1 pseudogene is annotated in these 257 nt (G+C 76.3%); it reads right to left on the bottom strand.

Features of this window, described 5'->3' with window-relative positions:
- Nucleotides 1-257, bottom strand: a pseudogene (locus D471_RS33340) (phospho-sugar mutase); the annotation flags it as partial.

The following is a 257-nucleotide window of genomic DNA, read 5'->3' as shown; positions in this document are numbered from 1 at the left end:
CTCGCCTCGGCGAAGTCCGCCGAACCGTGGCGGGCGTCGTACCCGACGACCACGTGGCTCCCGGCGGCCAGCCAGGCGCCGATCCCGGCGGCCGCACGCATGACCACGGCCCGGTTCATGCGGCCCGGGCCCGCGCCCAGCTCTCCCCTCAGTCCGGCGGTACCGAACTCCAGGCGGGCGGAGAAGCGGTCCTCGAGGTCGGCCAGGGCCGCGGCGTCACCGGACTCGACGCGGTCCAGCAGGGCGCCCAACTCCTC

Origin of the sequence: Nocardiopsis lucentensis DSM 44048, assembly GCF_000341125.1 — a bacterium.
Taxonomy (GTDB): Bacteria; Actinomycetota; Actinomycetes; order Streptosporangiales; family Streptosporangiaceae; genus Nocardiopsis; species Nocardiopsis lucentensis.
Note: the sequence above shows the minus strand (reverse complement) of the source record. Positions and strands in the feature narration are given on the sequence as shown.